This window comes from Streptococcus sp. SO4 (genome assembly GCF_030440055.1).
Lineage (GTDB): Bacteria > Bacillota > Bacilli > Lactobacillales > Streptococcaceae > Streptococcus > Streptococcus nidrosiense.
Genome location: NZ_JAQFJI010000010.1, coordinates 47,625 through 66,989, shown reverse-complemented (window position 1 = coordinate 66,989; position 19,365 = coordinate 47,625). Strand labels below are relative to the sequence as shown.

At 41.6% G+C, this 19,365-nt stretch carries 31 protein-coding genes and 1 pseudogene; all 32 read right to left on the bottom strand.

Features of this window, described 5'->3' with window-relative positions; all coding sequences use genetic code 11:
• Positions 1 to 6: 6 nt before the first annotated feature.
• The 32 genes and pseudogenes from rplO to PCY08_RS07160 all read right to left on the bottom strand — a co-directional run bounded on the left by rplO (position 7) and on the right by PCY08_RS07160 (position 19,359).
• Positions 7 to 447: a 50S ribosomal protein L15 gene (gene rplO, locus PCY08_RS07315; protein WP_000766079.1), complete on the bottom strand. Its 441-nt coding sequence runs from the start codon at positions 445 to 447 to the stop codon at positions 7 to 9.
• Between the two features lie 146 nt (positions 448 to 593).
• Positions 594 to 776 (bottom strand): 50S ribosomal protein L30, encoded by a 183-nt coding sequence (gene rpmD, locus PCY08_RS07310; protein WP_000057243.1) that lies wholly within the window; start codon positions 774 to 776, stop codon positions 594 to 596.
• A gap of 13 nt (positions 777 to 789) precedes the next feature.
• Positions 790 to 1,284: a 30S ribosomal protein S5 gene (gene rpsE, locus PCY08_RS07305; protein ID WP_000874203.1), complete on the bottom strand. Its 495-nt coding sequence runs from the start codon at positions 1,282 to 1,284 to the stop codon at positions 790 to 792.
• A gap of 17 nt (positions 1,285 to 1,301) precedes the next feature.
• The gene (rplR, locus tag PCY08_RS07300; protein WP_000624044.1) at positions 1,302 to 1,658 is read right to left on the bottom strand and encodes a 50S ribosomal protein L18; all 357 of its coding nucleotides are present in this window, start codon (positions 1,656 to 1,658) and stop codon (positions 1,302 to 1,304) included.
• An 83-nt stretch (positions 1,659 to 1,741) separates the two neighbouring features.
• Positions 1,742 to 2,278, bottom strand: coding sequence for a 50S ribosomal protein L6 (rplF, locus tag PCY08_RS07295; RefSeq protein ID WP_000086625.1), 537 nt, complete (start codon positions 2,276 to 2,278; stop codon positions 1,742 to 1,744).
• A gap of 187 nt (positions 2,279 to 2,465) precedes the next feature.
• Positions 2,466 to 2,864: a 30S ribosomal protein S8 gene (gene rpsH, locus PCY08_RS07290; RefSeq protein WP_000245504.1), complete on the bottom strand. Its 399-nt coding sequence runs from the start codon at positions 2,862 to 2,864 to the stop codon at positions 2,466 to 2,468.
• 210 nt (positions 2,865 to 3,074) lie between these two features.
• Positions 3,075 to 3,260 carry a type Z 30S ribosomal protein S14 gene (locus PCY08_RS07285; protein ID WP_001085699.1) on the bottom strand — a complete coding sequence of 62 codons (186 nt, stop codon included), beginning with the start codon at positions 3,258 to 3,260 and terminating at the stop codon, positions 3,075 to 3,077.
• Positions 3,261 to 3,277: 17 nt separating this feature from the next.
• On the bottom strand, positions 3,278 to 3,820 hold the full coding sequence (gene rplE / locus PCY08_RS07280) for a 50S ribosomal protein L5 (protein ID WP_000013542.1): 543 nt from the start codon (positions 3,818 to 3,820) through the stop codon (positions 3,278 to 3,280).
• Positions 3,821 to 3,843: 23 nt separating this feature from the next.
• Positions 3,844 to 4,149, bottom strand: a complete 306-nt coding sequence (gene rplX / locus PCY08_RS07275; protein WP_301559930.1) for a 50S ribosomal protein L24 — start codon at positions 4,147 to 4,149, stop codon at positions 3,844 to 3,846.
• Positions 4,150 to 4,232: 83 nt separating this feature from the next.
• Complete coding sequence (gene rplN / locus PCY08_RS07270) at positions 4,233 to 4,601, bottom strand: 50S ribosomal protein L14 (RefSeq protein ID WP_000616548.1); 369 nt, start codon at positions 4,599 to 4,601, stop codon at positions 4,233 to 4,235.
• 25 nt (positions 4,602 to 4,626) lie between these two features.
• On the bottom strand, positions 4,627 to 4,887 hold the full coding sequence (rpsQ, locus tag PCY08_RS07265) for a 30S ribosomal protein S17 (RefSeq protein ID WP_000440801.1): 261 nt from the start codon (positions 4,885 to 4,887) through the stop codon (positions 4,627 to 4,629).
• Positions 4,888 to 4,911: 24 nt separating this feature from the next.
• Entirely contained in the window at positions 4,912 to 5,118 is a 207-nt protein-coding gene (gene rpmC, locus PCY08_RS07260) for a 50S ribosomal protein L29 (RefSeq protein WP_000772918.1), read from the bottom strand.
• 9 nt (positions 5,119 to 5,127) lie between these two features.
• Positions 5,128 to 5,541 carry a 50S ribosomal protein L16 gene (gene rplP / locus PCY08_RS07255; protein ID WP_000960948.1) on the bottom strand — a complete coding sequence of 138 codons (414 nt, stop codon included), beginning with the start codon at positions 5,539 to 5,541 and terminating at the stop codon, positions 5,128 to 5,130.
• A gap of 3 nt (positions 5,542 to 5,544) precedes the next feature.
• A complete protein-coding gene (rpsC, locus tag PCY08_RS07250; protein WP_000529936.1) occupies positions 5,545 to 6,198 on the bottom strand; it encodes a 30S ribosomal protein S3 in 654 nt (217 codons plus the stop codon).
• 12 nt (positions 6,199 to 6,210) lie between these two features.
• Positions 6,211 to 6,555: a 50S ribosomal protein L22 gene (gene rplV / locus PCY08_RS07245; protein ID WP_000818137.1), complete on the bottom strand. Its 345-nt coding sequence runs from the start codon at positions 6,553 to 6,555 to the stop codon at positions 6,211 to 6,213.
• An 11-nt stretch (positions 6,556 to 6,566) separates the two neighbouring features.
• Positions 6,567 to 6,848 (bottom strand): 30S ribosomal protein S19, encoded by a 282-nt coding sequence (gene rpsS / locus PCY08_RS07240; RefSeq protein ID WP_000533766.1) that lies wholly within the window; start codon positions 6,846 to 6,848, stop codon positions 6,567 to 6,569.
• Positions 6,849 to 6,952: 104 nt separating this feature from the next.
• A complete protein-coding gene (gene rplB / locus PCY08_RS07235; protein ID WP_000512914.1) occupies positions 6,953 to 7,786 on the bottom strand; it encodes a 50S ribosomal protein L2 in 834 nt (277 codons plus the stop codon).
• A gap of 17 nt (positions 7,787 to 7,803) precedes the next feature.
• Positions 7,804 to 8,100: a 50S ribosomal protein L23 gene (locus tag PCY08_RS07230; RefSeq protein WP_001055347.1), complete on the bottom strand. Its 297-nt coding sequence runs from the start codon at positions 8,098 to 8,100 to the stop codon at positions 7,804 to 7,806.
• On the bottom strand, positions 8,100 to 8,723 hold the full coding sequence (rplD, locus tag PCY08_RS07225; RefSeq protein WP_000024549.1) for a 50S ribosomal protein L4: 624 nt from the start codon (positions 8,721 to 8,723) through the stop codon (positions 8,100 to 8,102). Before rplD ends, PCY08_RS07230 begins: the two co-directional genes overlap by 1 nt.
• Before the next feature lie 24 nt (positions 8,724 to 8,747).
• Positions 8,748 to 9,374: a 50S ribosomal protein L3 gene (gene rplC, locus PCY08_RS07220; RefSeq protein ID WP_000160197.1), complete on the bottom strand. Its 627-nt coding sequence runs from the start codon at positions 9,372 to 9,374 to the stop codon at positions 8,748 to 8,750.
• A gap of 82 nt (positions 9,375 to 9,456) precedes the next feature.
• A complete protein-coding gene (gene rpsJ, locus PCY08_RS07215) occupies positions 9,457 to 9,765 on the bottom strand; it encodes a 30S ribosomal protein S10 (protein ID WP_001284513.1) in 309 nt (102 codons plus the stop codon).
• Between the two features lie 264 nt (positions 9,766 to 10,029).
• Positions 10,030 to 10,653, bottom strand: coding sequence for a uridine kinase (locus PCY08_RS07210; RefSeq protein WP_301559929.1), 624 nt, complete (start codon positions 10,651 to 10,653; stop codon positions 10,030 to 10,032).
• Positions 10,650 to 11,246, bottom strand: a complete 597-nt coding sequence (gene nrdG, locus PCY08_RS07205; protein WP_045762466.1) for an anaerobic ribonucleoside-triphosphate reductase activating protein — start codon at positions 11,244 to 11,246, stop codon at positions 10,650 to 10,652. The genes PCY08_RS07210 and nrdG overlap by 4 nt, the downstream gene beginning before the upstream one ends.
• A 5-nt stretch (positions 11,247 to 11,251) precedes the next feature.
• Positions 11,252 to 11,752 carry a GNAT family N-acetyltransferase gene (locus PCY08_RS07200; protein WP_301559928.1) on the bottom strand — a complete coding sequence of 167 codons (501 nt, stop codon included), beginning with the start codon at positions 11,750 to 11,752 and terminating at the stop codon, positions 11,252 to 11,254.
• 339 nt (positions 11,753 to 12,091) lie between these two features.
• Positions 12,092 to 12,178: pseudogene (locus PCY08_RS07195) on the bottom strand (anaerobic ribonucleoside-triphosphate reductase activating protein); the annotation flags it as partial.
• A gap of 5 nt (positions 12,179 to 12,183) precedes the next feature.
• Positions 12,184 to 12,684, bottom strand: a complete 501-nt coding sequence (locus PCY08_RS07190; RefSeq protein ID WP_045762465.1) for a GNAT family N-acetyltransferase — start codon at positions 12,682 to 12,684, stop codon at positions 12,184 to 12,186.
• A gap of 37 nt (positions 12,685 to 12,721) precedes the next feature.
• Positions 12,722 to 12,862, bottom strand: a complete 141-nt coding sequence (locus tag PCY08_RS07185; RefSeq protein WP_045762464.1) for a hypothetical protein — start codon at positions 12,860 to 12,862, stop codon at positions 12,722 to 12,724.
• 11 nt (positions 12,863 to 12,873) lie between these two features.
• Positions 12,874 to 15,081: an anaerobic ribonucleoside-triphosphate reductase gene (gene nrdD / locus PCY08_RS07180; RefSeq protein WP_301559927.1), complete on the bottom strand. Its 2,208-nt coding sequence runs from the start codon at positions 15,079 to 15,081 to the stop codon at positions 12,874 to 12,876.
• A 118-nt stretch (positions 15,082 to 15,199) separates the two neighbouring features.
• Positions 15,200 to 16,753 (bottom strand): damage-inducible protein CinA, encoded by a 1,554-nt coding sequence (locus tag PCY08_RS07175; protein WP_301559926.1) that lies wholly within the window; start codon positions 16,751 to 16,753, stop codon positions 15,200 to 15,202.
• Positions 16,754 to 16,797: 44 nt separating this feature from the next.
• The gene (locus tag PCY08_RS07170; protein ID WP_301393357.1) at positions 16,798 to 16,932 is read right to left on the bottom strand and encodes a hypothetical protein; all 135 of its coding nucleotides are present in this window, start codon (positions 16,930 to 16,932) and stop codon (positions 16,798 to 16,800) included.
• A gap of 89 nt (positions 16,933 to 17,021) precedes the next feature.
• Positions 17,022 to 18,938, bottom strand: a complete 1,917-nt coding sequence (gene mnmG, locus PCY08_RS07165; protein ID WP_000221901.1) for a tRNA uridine-5-carboxymethylaminomethyl(34) synthesis enzyme MnmG — start codon at positions 18,936 to 18,938, stop codon at positions 17,022 to 17,024.
• The gene (locus PCY08_RS07160) at positions 18,928 to 19,359 is read right to left on the bottom strand and encodes an NUDIX hydrolase (protein WP_301559925.1); all 432 of its coding nucleotides are present in this window, start codon (positions 19,357 to 19,359) and stop codon (positions 18,928 to 18,930) included. Before PCY08_RS07160 ends, mnmG begins: the two co-directional genes overlap by 11 nt.
• Between the last annotated feature and the right edge of the window lie 6 nt (positions 19,360 to 19,365).

Sequence of the window (19,365 nt, the reverse complement as noted above, 5' to 3'; positions counted from 1 at the left end):
CCTCTCTTAGATGACTTCTACTGAACCACCTTTAGCAGTGATAGCTTCTTCAGCTGATTTAGAGAATTTAGCTGCTTTTACAGACAATTTCTTAGTCAACTCACCGTTACCAAGAATTTTGATACCTGATTTTTCAGCTTTAACAATTCCTGATTCGATAAGAACAACTGGAGTTACTTCTGCACCATCTTCAAAGACGTTCAATTGGTCAAGGTTAACAATTGCGTATTCTTTAGCGTTGATGTTAGTGAATCCACGTTTTGGAAGACGACGGAACAATGGAGTTTGTCCACCTTCAAAACCAAGACGTACTCCGCCACCGCTACGAGCTTTTTGACCTTTTTGACCACGACCAGATGTTTTACCGTTACCTGATGAAGTACCACGACCAACACGGTTACGAGTTTTACGAGAACCTTCTGCAGGTTTCAATTCATGAAGTTTCATTATATATTTTCTCCTCTTTTGTAAAATGCTAGCGCCGATAAGAGAGAAAAGGTTGTCTCTCCTATCAACTCGCCTATACGTTTGTCATCAAAGATGACTATATCTAGTTTTAGGGGATGGTATACTGCACATCCCCTAAAATTTAATTAGTTTACTTCTTCAACTGTTACCAAGTGAGATACTGCAGTAATCATACCACGTACTGCTGGGTTATCTTCTTTAATAACAGAGCTGTTCAATTTGCCAAGTCCAAGTGCTACAACAGTTTTACGTTGTGATGGAATGCGTCCGATTGGAGACTTAGTCAAAGTAATTTTAATTTGAGCCATTTTATCCCCTTTCTTATGCCAAATCAGAAACTGAAATACCACGAAGGGCAGCAACTTCTTCAGCGCGTTTCAATTGTTTCAAACCTTCAACAGTTGCACGAACAATGTTGATTGGAGTATTTGAGCCAAGAGATTTAGATGTAACATCAGCTACACCTGCCAACTCGATAACGGCACGAACAGCACCACCAGCGGCAACCCCAGAACCTTCTACAGCAGGTTTCAACAATACTTTAGCTCCACCGAATTCTGAAATAACTTCGTGTGGGATTGTTGTTCCAACCATAGGAACTTCGATCAAGTTTTTCTTAGCATCTTCTACTGCTTTGCGGATTGCTTCTGGAACTTCTTGAGCTTTACCAGTACCAAATCCTACGCGACCATTGTGGTCACCAACGACTACAAGAGCTGCAAAACGAAGACGACGTCCACCTTTAACAACTTTAGTAACACGGTTAACAGCAACTACGCGTTCTTCTAATTCAACTGCATTGTCTTTAAATGCCATTTTCTAGTGTCCTCCTATTAGAATTTCAATCCGTTTTCACGAGCTGCATCAGCCAAAGCTTTCACACGTCCGTGATATAGATATCCACCGCGGTCGAACACCACTTCTGAAATACCTTTAGCGTTTGCACGTTCTGCAACGAGTTTACCGACAGCAACGGCTTGTTCAGTTTTTGTTCCTTTTGAAACTTCTTTGTCAAGAGTTGAAGCACTTGCGAGCGTTACACCCGCTACGTCATCAATAACTTGAGCGTAGATGCCTGTATTAGAACGGAATACGTTCAAACGTGGGCGATCAGCAGTTCCAGAGAGTTTTCCGCGAACGCGACGGTGGCGTTTTTGGCGGAGTTTGTTTTTATCTGGTTTAGAAATCACAGTTTTCACCTCTTTAGTTTTAAATCGTGTGCTATGCACAAAGTTGGAAATGATATTGGTGGCTGAAAATCAACCACTCAATATTATTTACCTGTTTTACCTTCTTTAAGACGAACATATTCGCCAACGTAACGGATACCTTTACCTTTGTAAGGTTCTGGTGAACGAAGGCTACGTACGTAAGCAGCTGTTTGACCAACTACTTCTTTTGAAATTCCGCTAACAACGATTGTTGTTGGGTTTGGAAGTTCAAAAGTAATTCCTTCTGGAGCTTCAACTTCGTCTGGATGTGATTTACCAACAGCCAAAACAAGTTTTGATCCTTGAAGTTGTGCACGGTAACCAACCCCACGCATTTCAAGTTGTTTCTTGAATCCTTCTGATACACCAATAACCATGTTGTTCAAAAGAGCACGAGTAGTTCCGTGGATAGTTTTCATTTCTTTTGAATCGTTTGGACGGTGAAGAGTTACTTCAGTACCTTCCACACGAATTTCAATATCTTTTGAGAACTCACGAGTAAGTTCTCCTTTAGGTCCTTTTACAGTTACAACGTTGTCATTGTTAGTGATTTCAACACCAGCAGGCAACACGATAACTTTATTACCAATACGTGACATGTTTTTATTCTCCTGTTAAATTGTCAGGCCATGTTGGCCAGTTTTCACGGGGTTAAATCGATTTCTCGATTTAAAGGAACGTTTAGGTTTCAATTTGAAAGTGAATCTAGGCATCGTCTCGCAGGCATAACTTTGGATTAGGCAAGAGACGATAACGAAGAGTCACAAAGAAATTGAGAGCTAAATATTACCAAACGTAAGCGATAACTTCCCCACCAACGTTCTTTTGGCGAGCTTCTTTATCAGTAAGCAAACCTTCTGAAGTTGAAAGGATAGCAATTCCAAGACCGTTAAGTACTTTTGGAAGATCTTCACGTTTTTTATAGACACGAAGTCCTGGTTTAGAAACACGTTTCAAGTTAGTGATAACTTTTTCACCGTTTGGTCCGTATTTAAGGAATACACGGATGATGCCTTGTTTGTCATCTTCGATGATTTCTACGTTCTTAACAAAACCTTCGCGTTTAAGGATTTCAGCAATCCCTTTTTTGATGTTTGATGCAGGTACTTCAAGTACTTCGTGTTTTGCTTGGTTAGCGTTACGAATACGAGTTAGGAAGTCTGCGATTGGGTCAGTCATAACCATTTTATTTTCTCCTCTTACTAGTAGTTTGCAAGTTGCACTTGCTAGTTAATGATTGAGCTGGGCTCAGATAGTATTGACACATTCAAACAAGATAATCTCATTTGAACACGAGCTACAACCTGGGCAAAAAGATAGATTTGTCTTGGAGCATCGCTCCTGCACCAAATCTCCTATTTTTGCTGGGGTTGTTACGCTCTTTGTATCATGATATTACCAAGATGCTTTTGTTACACCAGGGATTTGACCTTTATATGCCAATTCACGGAAGCAAACACGGCAAAGTTTAAACTTGCGGTAAACTGAGTGTGGACGTCCACAACGTTCACAGCGAGTGTATGCTTGAGTAGAGAACTTCGCTGGGCGTTTGTTCTTAGCAATCATAGATTTTTTAGCCATTAGTTATACCTCCTATATTATTTTGCAAAAGGCATTCCAAGGCCTGTAAGCAATGCACGTGACTCTTCGTCAGTGTTAGCAGTTGTTACGATAACGATGTCAAGACCACGAGTTTTGTCAACGTCATCGAAGTTGATTTCTGGGAAAATCAATTGTTCTTTCACACCAAGTGTGTAGTTTCCGCGTCCGTCAAATGATTTTGTTGGAACACCGTGGAAGTCACGTACACGTGGAAGTGAAACTGAAACCAATTTATCCAAGAATTCGTACATACGTTCCCCACGAAGGGTAACCTTTGCACCGATCGCAACACCTTCACGAAGACGGAAGCCGGCGATTGATTTTTTAGCTTTAGTGATAAGTGGTTTTTGACCTGAGATAAGCGCCAATTCTTCAGCAGCTTTTTCAAGGCTTTTAGCGTTTGATACAGCTTCACCAACACCCATGTTCAAAACGATCTTATCTACTTTAGGCACAGCCATCACTGATGAGTAGTTGAATTGTTCTGTCAAAGCAGGAACTACTTCATTAAGATATTTTTCTTTTAAACGATTTGCCATTATACTTCTCCTTTCCTTCGTGATTAATCAAGCACTTCGCCTGATTTTTTGTTGTAGCGAACTTTTTTACCGTCTATAAATTTGTAACCAACACGACCAGCTACACCATTTTTGTCCAAAACTTGAACGTTTGATACGTGGATAGCTGCTTCCTTCTCGATGATACCACCTTGAGGAAGTTCGTTAGTTGGACGTTGGTGTTTCTTAACGATGTTAACACCTTCAACGATAACTTTGTTTACTTTTGGAAGGGCAGTAAGGACAACAGCTTCTGTTCCCTTATCTTTACCAGCGATTACGCGAACTTTGTCGCCTTTTTTTACAAACATTTTTTTCTCCTTTTATTCTTACGCCCAGTGGGCACCCTGGCTAAGCCAGGGGACTGTGTTTGTTTGTTTTTGCTCTGTGAAAATTAAAGTACTTCTGGAGCAAGTGACACGATCTTCATGAAGCCACCTTCACGCAATTCACGTGCAACTGGGCCAAAGATACGTGTTCCGCGAGGAGTTTTATCTTCACGGATGATAACTGCTGCATTTTCGTCAAATTTGATGTATGAACCATCAGCACGACGAGCACCTGATTTAGTACGAACGATAACTGCTTTAACAACGTCACCTTTTTTAACCGCACCACCAGGAGTAGCTTGTTTTACAGATGCCACAATAACATCACCGATGTTCGCAAATTTACGTTTAGAACCACCAAGAACTTTGATAGTCAAGATTTCGCGTGCACCGCTGTTGTCTGCGACTTTCAAACGAGTTTCTGTTTGAATCATTTCAGTTTTCTCCTTTCAGGTTTGATTAGATGATAACCGCTTCTTCAACGACTTCTACAAGACGGAAACGTTTTGTAGCTGAAAGCGGACGAGTTTCCATGATACGTACGATATCGCCTTCTTTGGCAACATTGTTTTCATCATGTGCTTTGTATTTTTTAGAGTAGTTAATACGTTTACCATAGACTGGGTGGTTACGTTTTGTTTCAACTACAACTGTGATTGTCTTGTCCATTTTGTCAGATACAACACGTCCAACAAGAACTTTACGATTATTGCGTTCCATTGAAATTTCTCCTTCCCTAGTCTATTATTTCGCTTCAGATTGAACTGTTTTGATACGAGCGATTTGTTTTTTAACTTCTTTCAAGCGAGCTGTTTGTTCTAATTGACCAGTAGCAGCTTGGAAACGAAGTTCAAACAATTCTTTTTTCAATTCGTTTTCGCGCTTCGCGAGTTCTTCTTGAGAAAGACCACGAAGTTCTTTAACAAATTCTTTTACTTCATTAAGTTTCATGCCTTCTCCTTATTCTGCTTCACGTTTTACGAATTTACATTTAACTGGCAATTTGTGGCTTGCAAGACGAAGCGCTTCGCGAGCGATCTCTTCAGATACACCTGCAACTTCAAACATTACTTTACCACGTTTAACTGGTGCTACCCAACCTTCAGGTGCCCCTTTACCAGATCCCATACGAACCCCGATAGCCTTAGCTGTGTATGATTTGTGTGGGAAGATTTTAATCCAAACTTTACCACCACGTTTCATGTAACGAGTCATGGCGATACGAGCAGCTTCGATTTGGCGGTTAGTGATCCAGTGGCTAGTTGTAGCTTGAAGACCGTATTCACCGAATGCTACTTCTTTTCCACCTTTAGCTTCACCGCGCATTTTACCACGGAATTCACGACGGTGTTTAACACGTTTAGGTACTAACATTGGTTATTTACCTCCTTTAGTGTTTTTACGAGCTGGAAGAACTTCACCACGGTAGATCCATACTTTAACACCAAGTTTACCGTATGTAGTGTCTGCTTCTTCCCAAGCATAATCGATATCTGCACGAAGTGTGTGAAGTGGAACAGTTCCTTCAGAGTATCCTTCAGCACGGGCGATATCTGCACCGTTCAAACGACCTGATACTTGAGTTTTGATTCCTTTAGCTCCAGCACGCATAGCACGTTGGATTGCTTGTTTTTGTGCACGACGGAAAGCAACACGTTGCTCCAATTGACGAGCAATTCCTTCACCAACAAGGTGAGCATCCAAATCAGGTTGTTTGATTTCGATGATGTTGATGTGTACTTGTTTTCCAGTCAATTTGTTAAGTTTAGCACGAAGTGCATCAACGTTAGCACCACCTTTACCGATAACCATACCTGGTTTAGCAGTGTGAAGTGAAACGTTAACTTTGTTTACTGCGCGTTCAATTTCAATAGTTGAAACAGCTGCGTCAGCAAGTTCTTTTTGAACGAATTTACGGATTGCAAGATCTTCATGAAGGTAATCCGCGTATTCTTTTTCAGCATACCATTTGGCATCCCAATCACGGATGATGCCGACACGCATACCAATTGGATGTACTTTTTGACCCACGATTTTACCTCCTTATTTTTCTGCAACAGCTACAGTGATGTGAGCTGTACGTTTGTTGATTGGTGAAGCTGAACCTTTCGCACGTGGACGGAAACGTTTCATAGTTGGTCCTTCGTTTGCGAATGCTTCAGATACTACCAAGTTAGCTTTATCCAAACCAAAGTTGTTTTCAGCGTTAGCTACAGCTGAGTTCAAAACTTTCAAGATGATTTCAGCAGCTTTGTTTGGAGTGAATGTCAAAATTGCGATTGCATCGGCTACGCTTTTACCACGGATGTTGTCAAGAACAAGACGTGATTTACGAGGTGAAACACGTACTGTGCGAGCCATTGCTTTAGCTGAAGTAATTTCTGCCATTTATGTTCTCCTTATTTTCTACGTGTCTTCTTGTCGTCTGCGGCGTGACCTTTGTAAGTACGAGTTGGTGCGAATTCACCAAGTTTGTGACCTACCATGTCTTCTTGGATGTAAACAGGTACGTGTTTACGTCCATCATAAACTGCGATTGTGTAACCAATGAAACTTGGGAAGATCGTTGAACGACGTGACCAAGTTTTGATAACTTTTTTCTTTTCGTCGTTAGCTTGAGCTTCAACTTTTTTCATCAAATGCTCATCGACGAAAGGTCCTTTTTTAAGACTGCGTCCCATTTTTATATTTTCTCCTTTAAATTTTGTACCACAGCGGCTTGCGCTCACAAGGAGCGCTACCGAGCTGGCGGAATTTCCTAGTTGCTTAAGCGACTAGTTTTAAATTATTTCTCGTTGCGACGACGAACGATAAGTTTGTCAGATTTCGCTTTCTTGTTACGAGTTTTAAGACCAAGAGCAGGTTTGCCCCATGGAGTAGATGGTGCTTTACGACCAACTGGTGCTTTACCTTCACCACCACCGTGTGGGTGATCGTTAGGGTTCATTACAGAACCACGAACTGTTGGGCGGATACCTTTCCAACGGCTACGTCCTGCTTTACCAAGGTTTACAAGTCCATGTTGTTCGTTTCCGACAACACCAACTGTAGCACGACAAGTTCCAAGAATCATACGAACTTCGCCTGATTGAAGACGAACAAGAACGTATTTACCTTCTTGTCCCAATACTTGAGCAGAAGCTCCAGCAGCACGAACCAATTCACCACCACGACCTGGTTTCAACTCAATGTTGTGGACCAAAGTACCAACTGGGATGTTAGCAAGTGGAAGAGCGTTACCTACTTTGATATCTGCTTCAGGACCTGAAACGATACGTTGACCAACTTCAAGACCTTTTGGAGCGATGATGTATGCTTTCACACCGTCAGTGTAGTGTACAAGAGCGATGTTTGCAGAACGGTTTGGATCGTACTCGATAGTTTTAACAACTGCTTCAACGTTATCTTTGTTACGTTTAAAGTCAACCAAACGGTAGAAACGTTTGTGTCCACCACCTTGGTGACGAACTGTGATACGACCGTTGTTGTTACGACCAGCCTTGTTCTTCAAAGCAACAAGCAAAGTTTTTTCTGGTGTGCTTGTTGTGATTTCAGCGAAATCCAAAGAAGTCATATTACGGCGACCGTTTGTTGTTGGTTTATAAACACGAATTCCCACGATATTTCCTCCTTAGATTATTCAGCTTCAGCAGCAAACAACTCGATTGCTTTTGAATCAGCTGTAAGTGTGATGATTGCTTTTTTAGTTTTGTTAGTAAAACCAGTGTAACGTCCAACACGTTTAGCTTTAGGTTTTACGTTGATTGTGTTAACATTTGCAACTTTAACACCTTCGAAAGCAGCTTCAACAGCTTGCTTGATCAAAAGTTTGTGCGCACGAGTGTCAACTTCAAATACATATTTGCCTGCTTCAAGTTGAGCCATTGAGCTTTCAGTGATGACAGGTTTTTTGATAACATCATACAAATTCATTATGCAAGAACCTCCTCGATTTTAGAGATAGCTGCTTGAGTAACAAGAAGTTTGTCACTATTTGCGATGTCAAGAACACTTGCAGTTGTAGCAGTCGCAACTTTCACGTTTGGAAGGTTACGAGCTGAAAGAGCTGCGAATTCGTTTCCTTCTTCAAGAATAACAAGGACTTTAGAATCGATGCTCAAAGCTGCAAGAACTTTTGCAAATTCAGCAGTTTTTGGAGCTGTAAATTCAAGAGAATCAACGGCTACAAATTTGTTTTCAGCAACTTTTTCTGAGTAAACAGATTTTAGTGCAAGGCGACGAACTTTTTGAGGAAGTTTGTACGCATAGCTACGTGGAGTTGGTCCGAAGACGATTCCACCACCACGCCATTGTGGAGAGCGGATAGAACCTTGACGAGCACGTCCAGTTCCTTTTTGACGCCATGGTTTGCGTCCGCCACCTGAAACGGCTGAACGGTTTTTAACAGCGTGAGTTCCTTGACGAAGGCTAGCACGTTGGCTGATGATGACATCAAACACAACAGATTGGTTTGGTTCGATACCAAAGATTGCATCGTTAAGAACAACTTCGCCCGCTTGTTTACCAGTTTGGTCGAATAATGTTACATTTGCCATTTTGACTGTATTCCCCTTTCCTTATTATTTACCAGCTTTAACTGCTGATTTGATAGTGATAAGAGATTTCTTAGCACCTGGTACGTTACCTTTGATAAGGATAACGTTCTTTTCTGGAACAACTTGTACAACTTCAAGGTTTTGAATTGTTACACGGTCGCCACCCATACGTCCTGCAAGGTTTTTACCTTTGAATACGCGGTTAGGTGCAACAGGTCCCATAGAACCTGGACGACGGTGGTAACGAGAACCGTGAGCCATAGGTCCACGTGATTGTCCGTGGCGTTTGATAACACCTTGGAAACCTTTACCTTTAGAAGTACCAGTTACGTCAACAACATCTCCAGCTGCGAAAGTTTCAACTGTGATTTCAGCACCAACTTCCAAGCCTTCAACGTTTTTGAATTCACGAATGAAGCGCTTAGGAGCCGTGTTAGCTTTTGCTACATGTCCTTTAGCAGGTTTGTTGCTCAATACTTCGCGTTTGTCATCGAAACCAACTTGGATAGCGTTGTATCCGTCTGTTTCAACAGTTTTAACTTGAAGAACAACGTTTGGAGTTGCTTCAATAACTGTTACAGGGATCAATTCGCCAGCTTCAGTGAAGATTTGAGTCATTCCCACTTTTTTCCCTAAGATTCCTTTTGTCATGAGAAAATAGTTCCTTTTCTATATTTTTTATTCAAAAAGTTTTTAACGAGCGTTTTTTATGCTCAAGTTATCAAGCTTTAAATTAAAGTTTGATTTCTACGTTTACACCACTTGGAAGATCCAATTTCATCAAAGCGTCAACTGTTTTTTGAGTTGGGTTAACGATATCGATCAAACGTTTGTGTGTACGCATTTCAAATTGTTCGCGAGAGTCTTTGTATTTGTGAGTCGCACGAATGATTGTGTAGAGGCTACGCTCAGTTGGAAGTGGGATTGGACCCGCAACTTGTGCACCTGTACGAGTAGCTGATTCTACGATTTTTGCAGCCGCTGTGTCAAGCGTACGGTGTTCGTAAGCTTTCAAACGGATACGGATTTTTTTGTTTGCCATCTTTTTCTCCTTTTCGTCTATTTAAGATAATAGGCTAGCTCCACAAGAAAACCGACGCGCGTTGCGTGGCAATGCAACCGAGCGTGTCGCAACCTCTTGCATCAAAGCTAAAGCTGTAATTTACAGCACCATAATAGAATAACACAAAGCCCCTGCGATTGCAAGGGATTTGACAGGTTTTTTTAAATTTTTTAGATGAAACTGTTTTCTTATTCCATTTTAATAAATTTTCATATTTAAGTGCTAGATTATCTGTCTTTTCTTCTATATAATGTTAGTTTTAATTTGAAATTTATCATCTGATTGATCTACCAAGATATCAGCTCTTGACTCGGTTTCTTTATAGTATTGTAGATACTGCTCCCGTCTCATCTGCTGACTAGCTAATATAAAGGATGCATCACCATTTCTCACAGTCGTATCTCGAGCTAGACGTCTATTTAATTCAGTCTCCTCATCTGTGTAGAAACAAATGGTTTTGTCAAAAAGTTCCTTGGGTAGAAAACCCACAGACATCCCTTCGACTATCAGAATTGGTTTTGCTCCCGATAAGACCTCACTAGCCTTCCAGGGTTCCTCAATTGTTAAGATGTCCATACCCGCTTGCAGAGCAAGAATATCTCTTTGTAAACTTGCCAACTCATGCGCTACCGGTAAACATGCTGTCACCTTTTGGTCTGGTGCCTCTTTAGGTACCACTAATTGTCGTCCTGAAGTAATATAGGGATCTGTCTCTAGTAAATTTACCTTTTCAGCATCCAATACTTGGTATAATTCTTGAGCAAAAGTTGATTTCCCTGAAGCGCCGTGGCCGTAGATACCTAGCGTCCTAATTCTTCCCGAGTCTATTTCTGATACTAGTCTTTCTATTAACTCTTTTTTCTTCATTCTCTCTTCACCTGTTCATAGCTTTCTTTTCCATCGTTAAGCTTGTCCCAAATGACTACCTTTCCACTTTGGAGAGACTTTTGTACATCGATAATTCGTTGATTGGAAGAGCCGCGGAATTGAAGCATAAGATTTCTCTTGCTCCGATCATAGCGACCATCGACCAGGATATCAATCATAGATAAAAGCTCTAGCTTATCTGTAGTTTCCAGCATCATTTCTTCCCAAGTGTAGCCTGTCCAAGACCAGATGTCTTTTTCTGGCAATTCCTTTCGAATGCGTTTTACAAGGGGCAAAAGAATACCTGTATTGAGGAATGGCTCTCCTCCTAACAAAGTCAATCCTTGAACATAGGGCTGGGCTAAGTCTGCCATGATTTGTTCTTCCAATTCTGGCGTATAAGGAATTCCTGCATTGAAAGACCAGGTCGCTACATTGTAACAGCCCTCACAGTGAAACATGCAGCCGGCTACATAGAGAGAATTGCGCACCCCTTCTCCATCCACAAAGTTAAAAGCCTTATAGTCAATGATACGCCCTTGACTAAGCTCCTCACTCTTCCACTCGCCTGGTTTTGGTGTATTCCATGTCATGCTTTCTACTCCAACTCTATCCAGTAGCGCTCCGTTCCATTTCGAACATCCTCCAACTCTCCACCATTAGCTAAGATAACAGCTCGGCTGGCAGGATTTTCTGTGCTACAAGTAACCAGAGCACGATGAATGTTCTTTTCTTTAGCCACTTGTAGACCTTGACGGAGAGCTTCCTTGGCATAACCTTTGCCTCTTTCAGATGGGCGAATAGAATATCCTATATTCCCTGCATAATTCAGCAGTCCCTCATTCAGTCTCAACCGTAAATTTAAAAAACCTAAAGCACGGCCTGATTCATCAAACAAAACGAACTGAATTGATGGGACGCGATTTTCAGGCAAGTTTATTCCCATTTCTTTATTAAGGTTAGTTTCTAGCCAATTCTCGTAAGAAAAACCCTCAGTATCCCAAAATCCGCCATCGTGGGCTGATTGGCTTTTTTCAAATTCTGCCATCATCTCTAAAACTGTTTCTTTATCTGCTAATCTTGGTCTGCGTAGTTCCATATTCCCCTCCCCGCTATAGGAAAAGCGAGAGGCAATTCTCACTTTTTCTTGTTTTTTGTTTAAAAACTGTTCTCTAAGGCTAACTACTCGGTCTTTTTTGCTGCTTCCACCTTTCGAATGCTTTTCTTGGAATCGTTGGACCAAGGCCTTACCTTTATCGTCTAATTGATATTTTCCCACTCTCTTTCTAATTTCTTACTTCATGTCCTGCTGTTTTGATAGTAGAACCGTTCATGTGTTTGACACGCGCAGCAATTTCCTTATGACGTCCGTTGACCATCGGCCGAGCTTGTGGGTTTCCAAGATAGCCACAAGTTCGTTTAACAACATCTACTGTTTAAAGTTAAAAGCCTTATAGTCAATGATACGCCCTTGACTAAGCTCCTCACTCTTCCACTCGCCTGGTTTTGGTGTATTCCATGTCATGCTTTCTACTCCAACTCTATCCAGTAACGTTCTACACCATTGCGAACATCCTCAAACACCCCACCATTAGCTAAGATAACAGCTCGGCTTGCTGGATTTTCTGTGCTACAAGTCACCAGAGCACGATGGATGTTCTTTTCTTTAGCAACTTGCAAGCCCTGACGGAGAGCTTCCTTGGCATAACCTTTGCCTCTTTCAGACGGTCGGATGGAATAGCCAATATGACCACCTTCTTCCAATAAGAAGTCATTGAGACGCAATCGAAGGTTGAGGAATCCAACTGCTTTACCATCTTTTGCAAAAGCAACTAACTGAATATCAGGCACCCACCCTTCAGGCAAATTAATCCCCATTTCATGATTCTGATTACTTTCCAACCACTCTTCATAAACAAAATTCTCAGCATCCCAAAATCCGCCATCATGGGCTGACTGGCTCTGTTCAAACTCTGCCATCATCTCTAAAACTGTTTCTTTATCTGCTAATGTTGGTCTGCGTAGTATCATTTTTACCTCCTACTAAGAGAAAAGCGAGAGGCAACTCTCACTTTTTCTTGTTTTTGTTTAAATATTGTTCTCTAAGTATAGCCACTCGGTCTTTCTTATTGACTCCACCCTTTGAATGTTTTTCGTGAAATCGTTGAACCAAGGCCTTGCCCTTATCGTCTAATTGATATTTTCCCATTCTATCTCTTTCTAATTTCTTACTTCATGTCCTGCTGTTTTAATGGTTGAGCCATTCATATGTTTGACACGCGCAGCAATTTCCTTGTGGCGTCCATTAACCATCGGACGCGCTTGTGGGTTTCCAAGATATCCGCAGGTTCGTTTAACCACATCTACTGTTTTAGGATCGCTATTACCACAGTTGGGACAAGCAAAGCCTCTCTCAGTTGGATCAAAATCTCCTTCAAAATCACACTTGTAGCAACGATCAATCGGAGTATTTGTTCCTAGATAACCTACACGGTCATAAGCATAATCCCAAACAGCTTCCAAAGCCTTTGGATTTTGTTGAAGAACTGGGTACTCACAGTAGTGGATAAAGCCACCTGATGCACCCGCTTCTGGATAAACCTTCTCAAAATCCAATTTTTCAAAAGGAGTTGGATTTTTACGCACATCATAATGGAAGGAATTTGTGTAGTATTCTTTATCAGTAATGTCTGGAATAGAGCCAAATTTCTCTGTATCCAAACGACAGAAACGGTCCGTTAAACTTTCAGATGGTGTCGAATAAATAGAGAAGTGATAGCCATATTGGTCTGACCACTCTTCTAATCGATGTTTCATATCTCGAATAATATCAAGAGTGAATTCTTTAGCTTCTGGATTGGTTTCCCAATTGTTGCCAAAGAATACTGTCGCTACTTCATAAAGTCCAATGTAGCCAAGCGAAACAGTAGCACGACGGTTCTTAAAGAGCTCGTCAACACTTTCTTCTTTACCAAGACGACGGCCAAAAGCACCGTATTGATAAAGGATAGGCGCATTAGCTGGAGTGGCTTCCTTGGTCCTCTCCACACGATAAACTAGAGCATCTTCAGCGATATTCATCCGCTCATTGAAGATTTCCCAGAACTTGTTCAGGTCGCCTTCTGATTCGAGGGCAATACGAGGGAGATTGACCGTCACGACACCTAGATTCATACGGCCAGAGTTAACTTCAACTCCATTTTCATCCTTCCATCCTTGAAGGAATGAACGACATCCCATCGGAACCTTGAAAGAACCTGTCAACTCAATAATCTTATCATAAGACAAGACATCTGGATACATGCGCTTAGTTGCACACTCAAGGGCCAACTGCTTGATATCGTAGTTTGGTGAGCCTTCCTCCAAGTTAAGTCCTCTTTTAAGAGTAAAGATAAGTTTCGGGAAGATAGCTGTGCGGTGTTCTGAACCAAGCCCCTTGATACGAATGTTCAAGATTGCCTTTTGAATTTCGCGTTCAAAACGATTGGTTCCTAGACCGAAACCAAGGGAAGTAAAGGGTGTTTGTCCATTTGATGTAAAGAGGGTATTAATCTCGTACTCTAGAGATTGCATGGCATCATAGATGTCTTTTTGGGTTTTCTTCCAGGCATATTCTTCGCGCTTGTCAGGCAGTACCCATTCCTCTGCATCTTTGAGGTGTTTTTGGTAATTTTTTTCTGCATAAGGAGCCAAGACTTCATCAATACGGTCTGCTGAACAGCCTCCATACTGACTTGATGCAACGTTGGCGATGATTTGCGATATCTGAGCAGTCGCAGTCTGAATAGACTTAGGACTCTCTACTTCAGCATTCCCAATCTTAAAACCATTTTCCAACATGCCCTTGAAATCAATCAGACAGCAGTTGGTCATCGGAGTGTAAGGGCTATAGTCCAAATCGTGATAGTGGATATCCCCTTTTTGATGGGCATTAGCCACATGCTTAGGAAGCATTTGAAGACCGATTGATTTTCCAACAATTCCTGCCGTCAAATCACGCTGGGTATTAAAAACATCACTATCTTTATTAGCATTCTCATTGACAACTGCCCGGTCTTTGTTGAGAAGTTTATGGATACTGAAGTTGATATCTGTTGCTTTTGAACGCTCAAAATCCCTTTGAGTTCGGTAAGTGATATATTCCTCTGCCAAGGCATATTCTTTAGCTTCCAATAACTCATGTTCTACGATATTTTGGATTTCATAGATTTTTACACCTTGAGGAAAGCGACTATGAATCTCTTCTACAATACGTTCAACTAGAGTATTAAGACGCTTTTCTACCAAGGGGGTTACATCCATGACTTTTTCCGCAGCCTTATGCAAGGCTTTGTCAATCTTATCTACATCAAAAATGACGCGTCTGCCGTCACGCTTTTCGACGAATAAGGTTGGATCAGGGTTTGTTTTCTCTTCTAATACAATCATATCCAGGCTCTTTTCTTAAATTTTCTTTCTTAAAGTATTATATCACTATAAAAATAAAAATCAATATCTAGTGTCAAAATTCATATTTTCATAAAATTTACACTAGATATTGATTATTTTATTTTAATTTGTAAAGTTTAAAGTCTTTGAATTCACTTTGAACTGGTTGATAACTTTCTGCCAGAAGCTGTTCTACTTCCGTCCAAAGAGCTGTTTTGGTATTGACCACAATCACTTTAGGCTGATTATCACGTAAATCATTGACAAGTTTGCTACGATTTGCATCAAGGCCAGTATATAATTTTGGTGATAGCAACTGACTAGCTGCTAAACGTTCACTAGTCTTATAACCATTAGTAAGATCATCCCATATATAAATACGATCTGTTGCCTGTGTTTGTCCTTTAACCGTAGTTTCTATACGAGTTCGTTCTTGATATTGTTCTGAGTGAAGAACATAACGGGCTACCAGAGGAGCCAAAAATAGGTAGGCCAAAGCTAACACTGGCAAATAGACATTACCCTGAAGAAATATTGCCCATATTGAGGGTACTTCTCGATGTCTTCTACGGCGATTGGCTCCTTCTAATTCCCCAGTTCGAATGTGAGTCAATAGAAGAATGGACAAGAACGGAAGAAAAGTAGCTAGACGACTACCGTGAATCGGTTCTGTAGAGAAAATTTCCAATCCTAGTAACAGTAAGATAGCTACTGAAGCAAAAATAGATAAGACATATTGCTTGCTTGGTTTAGACTGGAAAAGCCCTATAAATACGAATCTTAATCCTCCAAGACCAATTGTTAATAACCCATAAAAAAGGAGGTTGTCCAGCAAGGCTGGATTGGACATAAACTTCAAACTATCTACTGGATAGAGGATCTGACTAATAGCATTCCCGAAACTCCCATTATAAGCCGTATAGTAACCAATTGGATAAAAGAAAAGTGAGAATCCAAGACCAGCTGCAAAGAATTGATAGAGTCCATGAATCAAGCGACCACGCCCGATATTAAAGGCTAACAAAGCAAATAACAAGACTAGAGCATATAGAGCTGTAACTAGAGGGGCAAAGAAAAATGCTAGAGCCAGGCTAATCCCAATACGCACGAAACCTTTGTCATGATTATACTCTACCAAATACCTTGTTACTAAACTAAGAGCGTAAAACAGGAATGGAAGGGCCAAAATGGTGGCATAACCACCGCCAAAGCTAAGTCCTCCAGCAAGAAGATAAAAGATGGTCAATACTTGTTGCGACTGCTTGTTCTCCTCCGTCAAGGTGTAAGTTGAACGGAAAAGAAAAATCCCAGCACCCACTAGAGCAAGCCAAGTAAAGGCTGCAAACAAAATACTACCCTTGCTTAGATACTGTAAAAAGTAATAGAGAAGACCACTCGTTCCAAAATAGTCTGTGTAGATATCTCCACCCTGGTGCATCGCCCATCCCATATAAAAATCTTGTGCCTGCTCTGGACTAGTTAGTCCTAGCAAAAAAGGAAGAACTACAGATACAAGTACAACTAGAGTGCTCCAGATTAGGATCTTAAATAATGGTAAGGGAGCAAATGAACTTGGTTCATCCTCGAAGCGCTCCTCTCTCCCAACTAAATCATCCTGAATTCCCGTCCAAGATGGAGTTGGTTCCTCTTCTAATCTGCCATATACGTTCATTCATTCTCTCCTATGTTTTAATTTGTTCTAGTATATCAAAAAGTCTAAAGCTTGTCAGCCTGTGGTGGCCATTTGTCTAACTTTTGACAGAGACTAGTGAAGCGCTCAATCTCATAAAAACGATGATAGGGAGCATTTTTATAGTGGTCTAAAAAATTTTTTTCTTCTACCGTCAGCATGGTCATTCCTCCTTTTCTCTTTATTCGAAAATGGAGGACGATTCTATCAAAAAAGCTGAATTCCCAAAAGAGAATTCAGCACTTTATTTTTAGTCAGCTTTCTTTTCTAAGTTTTTAGAAATGCTTCGATTTTTACCTTCTAAATACACCATAAGAATGGAGATATCTGCTGGGTTAACCCCAGAAATACGGCTAGCTTGACCGATGGTTTCTGGATTAATGAGTTTGAACTTCTGGCGAGCCTCAGTCGCGATAGAGTCAATGTCATCCCAGTCGATGTTGGCTGGAATACGTTTTTCTTCCATGCGTTTCATCTTAGCAACCTGATCCATGGCTTTTGAGATGTATCCTTCGTACTTGATTTCCGTTTCAATCAATTCGATAATTTTGTCATCCAATTCTTCAGCAGCAGGTCCGATGAAGGCAACCACATCTTGGTAAGAGACTTCTGGACGACGGAGGAACTCCTTGGCAGTGACTGCATCAGTCAATGGTTTGAATCCCATCGCTTCGACCTTGGCATTGGTTTCCTTGACTGGCTTGAGTTTGATACTGTCTAGGCGTTTCATCTCATTGTCAAATTGATTTTTCTTGATCTCAAAGCGTGCCCAACGTTCATCATCCACAAGACCAATCTCGCGTCCCATCTCTGTCAAACGCATATCCGCATTGTCATGACGGAGGATGAGACGGTACTCAGCACGACTGGTCAAGAGACGGTAGGGTTCAATGGTACCCTTTGTTACCAAGTCGTCAATCATCACCCCGATATAACCGTCACTGCGCTTCAAAATCAATTCAGGCTTGCCTTGGATCTTCAGAGCCGCATTGATACCAGCGATAATCCCTTGTCCAGCAGCCTCTTCGTAACCTGACGTTCCATTTGTCTGACCAGCTGTGAAAAGTCCTGAGATTTTCTTGGTTTCCAGAGTCGCACGCAATTGATGAGGCAAGACCATGTCGTACTCGATAGCATAACCAGTTCGCATCATCTCTGCATTTTCCAAACCTTTGATGGAATGTACCAAGTCACGTTGCACATCCTCAGGAAGGCTGGTTGAAAGCCCTTGGACATAGACTTCCTCGGTATTGCGTCCTTCTGGCTCTAGGAAGAGTTGGTGGCGTTCCTTGTCCGCAAAACGCACAATCTTGTCCTCAATCGATGGACAGTAACGAGGCCCCACTCCCTTGACCACACCTGTAAACATAGGCGCACGGTGGAGGTTATTTTGGATAATCTCATGACTGGTACCATTGGTATAGGTCAACCAGCATGGTACCTGATCTTTAACATAGTCTTCATCACGTGAAGTGTATGAGAAGTGATTAGGCGCTTCGTCTCCTGGCTGAATCTCTGTCACATCGTAGTTGATAGAGGAAGCCTTGACACGTGGAGGGGTTCCCGTCTTGAAACGACCGATTTCGAGGCCAAGTTCCTTGAGGTTATCAGCTAGATTAATAGAAGCTAGGCTGTGATTTGGACCTGATGAGTACTTGAGGTCTCCGATGATGATTTCCCCACGTAATGCAGTCCCTGTTGTCACGATAACAGCCTTTGCAGCATACTCTTGATGAGTCGCTGTACGAACACCGACAACCTTGCCATCTTCCACCAAAATCTCATCAATCATAGTTTGACGTAGGGTTAGATTTTCTTGGTTTTCAACTGTCTTGCGCATTTCCTTAGAGTAGAGCTCCTTGTCAGCTTGCGCACGAAGGGCACGAACAGCTGGACCTTTCCCAGTGTTAAGCATCTTCATCTGGATGTAAGTCTTGTCAATGGTCTTGGCCATTTCGCCACCAAGGGCATCCACTTCACGCACGACAATCCCCTTGGCAGAACCACCGATAGAGGGATTACAAGGCATGAAAGCCAACATTTCAATGTTAATAGTCGCAAGCAAGACCTTGCAACCCATACGGCTGGCAGCCAAGGAAGCCTCGACCCCAGCGTGTCCCGCACCAATTACAATAATATCGTATTCTTCCGTAAAATTATAAGTCATTTCTTAACCTTTCAAAAATTTCTCGCAAATAAGGAACTAACTTCTCCTCCTCTAGAGCTTGATCCATAGTAACCCATTTAAAGTGTGTATGCTCTTCAGGATCTAATCTGATAATTGGCTTCTCCCCAACCCACTCTGCTTTATAAACTAAGCGAGTAAAGACAGTATCCTTAGAGGTATCCAGTTGACTATCTTCGTGAAGAAGTTTGAGCGAACTGCTGTCTAGCCTAACTCCCGCTTCTTCAACACATTCTCTAAGAGCTCCATCTCGCGGAAGTTCACCCTTTTCAACCCCACCACCAGGAATATCCCAGTAAGTCGGATAAACGTTGGGTTGTCCTCTTTTAATTTCCGAACGCTGAATGAGCAAATAATCACCACCACTATGAACAAGCACATGGGCAATAAGCTTAACCATCATTTTCTC